General features: G+C 78.0%; 1 pseudogene. It reads left to right on the top strand.

Annotated elements, in window-relative coordinates:
• Positions 1-673: pseudogene (locus HW577_RS26090) on the top strand (hypothetical protein); the annotation flags it as partial.

The raw sequence follows: 673 nt of genomic DNA, 5'->3' as shown, positions 1-673 counted from the left end.
GACGCGCGACCTGACCGTGACCGGCGGCGGCACGCTGACGGCGGCCCCCGTGACGGTGGCGACCGATGCCGGCCCGGCGACGTCCGCGGCGACGCTCGGTGCCGGCGCGCGGCTCAACCTGACGGCGGCCGGGGCCTTGTCCGCCGGCCCCACGACCGCCACCGAGGTGAGGCTGCAGGGCGCGAGCATCGCACTGACCGGGCGGACCGGCGGCAACGGCGCGAACGCGGCGAGCGTCACGCTCTCGGCGACCGGCGGCACGATCACGCAGGATCCCGGCGCGATCATCGCGGCGAACCGGCTCGCCGTGGCCGGCGGCACCGTGACGCTGACCGAGGCGAACCAGGTTGCCGAGATCACCTCCATCGCGGCCGGCGGCACGGTGGGGTTCACCACCGTCCTGCCGCTGCTCGTCAGCGGCGCGGTGTCGGCGAACGGCACGCTGGCGCTGACGACCTCCGGCGGGCTCACGGTGGCCGGCGGCGCCTCGCTCGCCGTGGCGGGCGGGCCCGGCACGGCGAACCTGACCTCGGGCGGGGCGATGAACGTCGCGGGCCGCCTCACCACGAGCGGCGACGCCACGCTCGCCGCCAGCACGGGCGGCCTGTCCTTCACCGGCACCGGCAGCGTGGGCGGCGCGGCGCGGCTGACGGCGCCGGGCGCGATCACGCTC

It is taken from the genome of Neoroseomonas rubea, assembly GCF_016106015.1.
Classification (GTDB): domain Bacteria; phylum Pseudomonadota; class Alphaproteobacteria; order Acetobacterales; family Acetobacteraceae; genus Neoroseomonas; species Neoroseomonas rubea.
The sequence above is the reverse complement of the archived record's forward strand: the minus strand, read 5'-3'. Positions and strand labels throughout refer to the sequence as shown.